Source organism: Microcystis sp. M144S2, from assembly GCF_020246065.1.
GTDB lineage: Bacteria > Cyanobacteriota > Cyanobacteriia > Cyanobacteriales > Microcystaceae > Microcystis > Microcystis ichthyoblabe_A.
Map to the genome: position 1 here is coordinate 1 of NZ_JADBTR010000012.1, position 7,133 is coordinate 7,133.

Annotated in this window: 7 protein-coding genes; 4 read left to right on the forward strand and 3 right to left on the reverse strand. The window is 45.2% G+C overall.

Annotation, left to right across the window (positions count from 1 at the left end; genetic code table 11):
* The coding region (murJ, locus tag IM462_RS02360; RefSeq protein WP_287699725.1) for a murein biosynthesis integral membrane protein MurJ at positions 1–1,638 on the forward strand (1,638 nt) is incomplete at its 5' end.
* A gap of 238 nt (positions 1,639–1,876) precedes the next feature.
* Here murJ and IM462_RS02365 read toward each other — a convergent pair.
* The 3 genes from IM462_RS02365 to IM462_RS02375 form a co-directional block, all read right to left on the reverse strand.
* Positions 1,877–2,527 carry a hypothetical protein gene (locus IM462_RS02365; protein WP_287699726.1) on the reverse strand — a complete coding sequence of 217 codons (651 nt, stop codon included), beginning with the start codon at positions 2,525–2,527 and terminating at the stop codon, positions 1,877–1,879.
* A 398-nt stretch (positions 2,528–2,925) separates the two neighbouring features.
* A complete protein-coding gene (hisS, locus tag IM462_RS02370) occupies positions 2,926–4,206 on the reverse strand; it encodes a histidine--tRNA ligase (protein WP_287699727.1) in 1,281 nt (426 codons plus the stop codon).
* A 20-nt stretch (positions 4,207–4,226) separates the two neighbouring features.
* Positions 4,227–6,137, reverse strand: coding sequence for a heavy metal translocating P-type ATPase (locus IM462_RS02375; protein ID WP_287699728.1), 1,911 nt, complete (start codon positions 6,135–6,137; stop codon positions 4,227–4,229).
* A 6-nt stretch (positions 6,138–6,143) separates the two neighbouring features.
* On the opposite strand from IM462_RS02375, the gene IM462_RS02380 reads away from it, so the two are divergent.
* The 3 genes from IM462_RS02380 to IM462_RS02390 form a co-directional block, all read left to right on the forward strand.
* Positions 6,144–6,452: a hypothetical protein gene (locus IM462_RS02380; protein WP_287699729.1), complete on the forward strand. Its 309-nt coding sequence runs from the start codon at positions 6,144–6,146 to the stop codon at positions 6,450–6,452.
* Between the two features lie 29 nt (positions 6,453–6,481).
* Positions 6,482–6,607, forward strand: a complete 126-nt coding sequence (locus tag IM462_RS02385) for a hypothetical protein (protein WP_271948157.1) — start codon at positions 6,482–6,484, stop codon at positions 6,605–6,607.
* A gap of 9 nt (positions 6,608–6,616) precedes the next feature.
* Positions 6,617–7,133, forward strand: a 517-nt coding sequence (locus IM462_RS02390) for an Rpn family recombination-promoting nuclease/putative transposase (RefSeq protein ID WP_287699730.1), incomplete at its 3' end; no start/stop codon positions are given.

The following is a 7,133-nucleotide window of genomic DNA, read 5'->3' on the forward strand; positions in this document are numbered from 1 at the left end:
GAATCGATCAATGCAGTTGTTTTCTTTCGAGGTGTCGTCATTAGTAAGAAAGCTACCCGTTCCTTAGCCGGTATTGCTGGAATTGTCGCCGTTGCCACCTTAATCAGTAAGGTTTTTGGTTTAGTCCGCGAACAGGTAATCGCCGCTGCCTACGGTGTTGGGCCAGTGGTGAACGCCTACGCTTTTGCCTACGTTATCCCCGGTTTTCTGTTAATTCTCCTCGGTGGCATTAACGGCCCCTTTCACAGCGCTTTGGTCAGTGTTTTGGCCAAAAGAGATAAATCCGAGTCCGCGCCGATTGTCGAGACTATTACCACCCTAGTCAGTGCGATTTTATTAGCTGTCACCGTCTTTTTAATCGTTTTTGCCAATATTTTTATCGATGTTCTCGCCCCCGGTTTAGATGCCGCCACCCGCAGCATGGCCATTCAACAACTGCAAATTATGGCCCCCATGGCGGTTTTAGCCGGTTTAATCGGCATCGGTTTCGGTACTCTCAATGCAGCGGACCAATACTGGCTACCGAGTCTCAGTCCGCTTTTTTCCAGTGTGGCGGTGATTATCGGGGTGGGTTTGCTGGCTTGGTTTCTTGGCGATCGCATTGATGAGCCGCAATATGTGCAACTGGGGGGTTTTGTCCTCGCCGGCGGTACTCTCGTTGGGGCGCTCTGGCAATGGTTAGCACAAGTGGGCGCACAAGTCAAGGCAGGTTTAGGAAAATTAACATTTCGTTGGGATTGGCGAATACCGGGGGTGTCGGAGGTGTTGCGGGTGATGATTCCGGCGACCTTATCTTCGGGAATGTTGCATATTAACGTTTATACTGACCTCTTTTTCGCTTCTTTTATCGAAAATGCCGCCGCATCCATGCGTTACGCCAGTTTTATCGTTCTCACGCCCTTGGGCATCATGTCTAACATGATTCTCGTGCCGTTTATGCCGATATTTTCTCGACTGACGGAACCGGAAAATTGGGGAGAATTGAAGCAAAGAATCCGTCAGGGTTTATTATTGACGGCTTTAACCATGTTACCCTTCACGGCTATCTTTATCGCCCTCGCTTTCCCGGTAGTGCGGGTTATCTATCAACGGGGTGCCTTTAATCTGGCTGCCTCGGAACAGGTGGTTCCCGTATTAATGGCCTACGGTTTCGGGATGTTTTTCTATCTCGGTCGCGATGTTTTAGTACGAGTGTTCTATGCTTTGGGTGATGGTGACACTCCCTTTAAGGTGAGTATGGTGAATATTTTTCTCAATGGTGTGCTGGATTTCCTCTTGTATAGACCTTTTGGTACTCCGGGGATTGTTTTAGCAACTGTGGGGGTTAATATCCTTTCTATGGGCATTTTTACGGTAATTTTAAATCGTCGTTTAGGAGGTTTACCTCTAGGAGAATGGGGTTTATCCTTATTGGGATTAACGGTAATTACAATACTTTCTGGTGTTGGTAGTTGGGGTGCTAGTTGGGGTTGGGAAAAGGTTTTCGGTGCTGGTAATATTTTCTTACAATTATTACAGTTAGGTTTGGCCTCAACGGTAGCGGTGGGTTTATTCCTCCTCGGTGCGATGTTATTGAAGTTACCAGAATTAGACCTATTAATCTCGCGAGTTCGTCAGAAGTTATTGAAAAAATCTTAGGTTTAAGTTGCTGCCTCACCTCATCATTACATAGGGTTTGCTGAAAAAGTTTTTTCTGGGGGCAGGGTGTAGGGTGTAGGGTGTAGGGTTTTACCGATTTTCATCTGGTCAATTATCTAATTTTCAGGGAAAAAGTACCTGAATTTTTCCCCCAATCACTCCAAGGGTCGGCACTTTTTGATGGGCAAAAGGTATAAAACCCTTACCTCGTCTATATTTCACATTTATTCAGCAAACCCTATTTATTTTTAGGAATTGGGGGCAGTTGCGGTGATTTTCGGCGAGAATTAGAACCAGATATTTTCGGGGGTAGGGGTGCAGAACTGCGATTAGATAAACTTTGAAGGCTCTTTTTCATATTAGCAGGTTCTGGCAGTTCTAGAGTTACCCCTTCCCTAGCGGTCATTGTTTCCTCTGGTAGGCATAAATCAAAAACAAAGGCAGAATTATTGGTTAAATCAGCAAATTCTAATTTTACCATCTCCGGAGAGTATTCTAGTGCTAATAAAGGTTCAATTTCGGTCTTAATTAACTGTTCTAATTGAGCCAGATAATTGATCTTAACAGGAGTAACAATTAAAGTTAACGTTTCTTGCCAACCTTGCCCCCCTAATTCTGCCAGAATATCCCCATAACAGCGAATTTTCCAGCTACCTATTCCTAAATCTCGATAGGAAAAAATTTCTAGCCAACCCCCGGCATCCGATCGATAATAATGAGTATATCTTTCACTACTGTCCGGAGATTCGTAATCGATACGCACTTCAATATGAGCAAAAGGAGAATCCAGACGGGCTAAAAGACGATAGTTTCCCGAGACAATTTCTAGAGAATTAGTAGAAATTGTGCGTCCGTGATTCTCCCCTTGTTTTTGCAGTATAAATTCCATAATCTTAGCCTAGGCCTAATGTTTGGCCTCTTAGGTTTGGTGGGTAAAATGTATTCTAGGATACAGTCCCGCCAGCGAGCGAGTGGGCTGCATCTCACATTTGCAGGAATACCGACAATCAGCAATTATCAGTGACTCTTAGATGATGACAAATGTATCAGCAGCTGCGTGTAAGCATCCCACCGAAAAACTAATGCGCGGGGGGTTTGGGGGGTAGAACCCCCCAAAAGCTTGGATTGAGTGGTAAAATCAGAAACAACGTCCGATTTTAGCAGAGGGTTTCCCAGTAAAAATCCCAATTGGTAGATTTACAAAAATGAGATGCACCCAGCGAGTAGAACTAACCACAAAGGACACAAAGAATAAGAGAGCCTAATGTTTGCCCATGACGCTAAAACTTAGGATTTGTGCCGGGAGATTTGCGCTTTTAATTCCCCTGCTTGTGTCAGTAAATCCGCTTGGGTTAGACTAATTTGTTCTTGGGTGGCCATCCATTTCAGTTGTACCGTGCCATTTTCAGCCTCAGCATCCCCCAAAATTATACAGCCCACGGCCTTAGCTCGATCGGCCCGTTTAAATTGTTTTCCGAAAGCGCTGCCGCTTAAGTCTAACTCGACGCTAAACCCCAATCCGCGTAATTGCTGCGCTAACACCACACTGCGGGCCTCAGCTTTTTCTCCTTTGGAGACGAGATAAAAATCGGGAACCAAAAAAGATAAAGATTGCTTTTGTTGTAATAATATAATCAGACGTTCTAAACCGATCGCCCAACCCACTGCTGGTGTGTCTGGTCCGCCTAATTGAGCTATTAAACCATCATAACGACCACCACCGCAAACCGTGGCTTGAGCGCCTAAATCATCGGACTGAATTTCAAAGGCCGTATGGGTGTAATAGTCCAATCCTCGCACTAAAGAGGGATTAAGATTATAGATAACTCCCAAATCGGTTAGTAAAGATTGCACCCGTTCAAAATGCTTTTGAGAATCACTGCCGATATGTTCAAGAATACTGGGGGCATTCTTACAGATAATCTTGGTTTTATCGTCCTTACTATCCAAAATTCGCAGGGGATTTTTTTCTAATCTCTGTTGAGAATCCGCGTCTAAATCAGCTTTGTAGGGAGTCAAATAATCTAGCAGGGCCTGACGATAATTTTGCCTATCTTGGGCATTTCCCAGGGAATTAAGGTCTAATTTTAGGTTTTCTAGCCCCACAGCTTTTAATATCTCGCTGGCAAGGGTAATTACTTCCACATCCGCCCTAGGGTCATCAGTTCCCAACAATTCGACCCCAATTTGATGAAACTGTCGCTGCCTACCCGCTTGCGGACGTTCATAACGAAACATCGGCCCCTTATACCAGAGTCTTTGTACTCCTCCAGCGGCCTGTAATTTGTGTTCAATATAGGCGCGAACGACCCCAGCCGTTCCCTCCGGTCGCAAAGTCAGGGAACGTTGACCGCGATCGAGGAAAGTGTACATTTCTTTACCCACCACGTCCGTCGCTTCCCCGATACCCCGTTCAAAAAGTTGCGTCTGTTCAAAAATGGGAGTTCGTATCTCTTGATACAGCGCAGTCCCTAAAATTCTGCTGGCAGTTTCCTCTAACCACTGCCAGTAACCGATCTCCGCCGGTAAAATATCTTTTGTGCCTCGGATTGCCTGGATTTCGCCCATAGTTCTCTGTATTTTTATCCCTATTTGAACAATCTTAAACCGCTTAGAGTCACTAATACCGTCGATCCTTCATGACCGATGACACCCAGAGGTAAAGTTATATCACCGGCAAAATTGGCTATTAGCAATATGCCGATAAACGCGAGGGCGAAAGTGATATTCTGTTTAACGATGCGATTGGCACGACGACCAAGGTTAATCGCGCTGGGAATTTTGGCTAAATTATCGGACATAAGGATAATATCGGCCGTTTCCAAGGCCACATCACTACCAGCTTTTCCCATGGCAATCCCCACATTAGCCATAGCTAAAGCGGGCGCGTCATTAATGCCATCCCCCACCATAGCGACAGTGTGATATTTTTCTTGCAGATTTTGGATAACGGTTAACTTATCTTCGGGCAGCAAATCAGCGTAAACCTCCTCAATACCGAGTTTTTTAGCGACTTGATCGGCACTTTGTTGATTATCACCCGTAATTAAAACGATATGTTCGATACCGATCTTTTTTAGCTGCTTCACCAGATGAACTGCCGATTCCCGCAGGGTATCAGCCACAGCGATCGCACCGATTATTTGATTCTCTTGTACTACCCAAACTAGGGTTCTGCCTTCTTTTTGTAAACGTTCGCGGATAGCTAAAATATTCTGGTCAAGATCAGCAATATGGTCACGAATATAGGCAAAATTGCCCACAGATACCGACTTATCGGCAATTTTTCCCGTGATACCCCGTCCCGATACCGCTTGCACCTGATTAGCACTGAAGAAATTTATACCACGTTCCCTGGCTGTGGCGGTAATAGCGGATCCGATGGGATGTTCCGAACAGGATTCTAGGGATGCAGCCACCGCTAACACCTCATTTTCGCTGACTGCATGGATAGGGATAATTTCCACCACTTGCAACTTACCAAGGGTGAGAGTGCCGGTTTTATCAAAAGCGATCGCTCGTATGCGGCCGATCATCTCCAATCTTGCGCCATTTTTGAATAAAATCCCCTGTTTTGCCCCGTTAGCGATACCCGATAACAAAGCTGGCATAATTGAGGCCATTAAAGCACAGGGAGAAGCCACCACGAGAAAAATTAAGGCCCGATAGATGGTGGTTTCCCAGGTCCAACCCCAGAAAAAAGGCGGTAAAATCCCGAAAATTAAGCCCAAAATCACGATAATTTTCGCATAACCTCGCTCGAAACCTTCGATAAACTCTTGGGAGGGAGGGGATTCATTTTGCGCTTTTTCTACCAAACGAATCACCCTCTCAATTAAGCGACTTTCGGGGGGAGTTTCCACCTTTAAACGTAGCACTCCCGCACCGTTGAGAGTTCCCGCAAAGACTTCTTCACCGATGGTTTTATCCACGGGAAGCGATTCTCCGGTAATTGGCGCTTGATTGATGGGACTGTTTCCCTCCATAATAATGCCATCAATGGGGATTAATTCACCCGGTTTGACTAAAACTGTATCACCGATCCGTAATTGCTTGATAGGAACCTCTTTTTCCCTGTCTCCCGTGATTAATCTAGCAGTATCGGGAGTCATCGCCATGAGAGAACGAATATTGCGATCGGTTTTTGCCATGGCAATCTGTTCTAATGCGCCACTAATAGCGAAAATCAGGATTAAAATGGCTCCATCGATGATGAGATAGTAATTACTGTCCCAGAGTCCCAAAATCGCCGCCCCCAAGGCCGCTACAATCATTAACAGGTCCACATCTAGTTCTTTTTCCTCCCATAAAGTCGTCAATCCTGCTTGGGTACTCTCGTATCCTCCCACCAGATATGCGATCGCTAGTAGGATAAAAGCTGGGCCGATCAGATTAAGGTGTAGGCATAACCAACCAAAAAAGACTAAAATAGCGCAAATTCCTGCGGCAACTGCCGAGGAATACTCAGACAACCAAGAGGACGAGATACTCTGAATCATGGATCGATGGCAATTACTTTTCTCCCCATTCTAGAAAAAATTAGATCGATGCAGAAAACCCCTAGGACGTTATCCCCTGCAGCCAACCTAACCGATAATAATTGGAATTTTGCCGAGGTTTGGATCGATCCGCTGCTATCTCCTCCCTATATCTTGCTTTTACTGGCTGAATCTTCAGGAAACTATCGCGTGTACGATCCCTCTGAGGGTTATCAGGTGGTATTTACCGGTGCGAGTTACGAGGAAGCGGAAAATTGGCTACTAGAGGACGAATTTGAACCGGTAGAGGGACGACTTTCGGCAGTAGAGATATAATTTCCTTATCTTCTTGACGCTTTTCTTCGATGCTATCCTTACTAAAAAAGCTCTGGAATTGGCTAAAATCGCTCTTTATTGCCAGTCCGAAGGCAATTAACCCCAAAGAAGTCAAAAATACTCCTCCAGAACCCCGTGACGCACCAGCGGAATAGACCGAACTCATGAAAACCGACACGATTTTCTACCGACTTTTTCAAACCTTTCCCGATCTTCTGTTTGAGTTAATCGACTTTCCCAGGGAATTAGCCAATTTCTATCGATTTTCCTCCGTAGAGGTGAAACAACTATCTTTTCGCATCGATGGAGTCTTTCTACCAGAACGGCAAGATTTACCAATTTATTTTACCGAAGTTCAGTTTCAGAATGATCCGGAGTTTTATGCGCGTTTTTTCGCCGAAATTTTTCTCTATCTCAAACAGACGCAGTTAAAAAACAATTGGCGCGGGGTGGTGATCTATCCGAATCGAAGGGTGGAAAAGGAGAATATAGAGCGATATAGAGAGCTATTACAAGAAACAAGAGTACAAAGGATTTATATCGAGGAATTAGCTGATATTCCACCAGATTCGCTCGGATTAGCGACGCTAGAGTTAGTAAGCTTACCCGAAGCGCAAGTGATCAACCGGGGAAGGGAGTTAATCGTGCGAGTGAGGGAAACGGGGGTAGAAAATCGCCAAC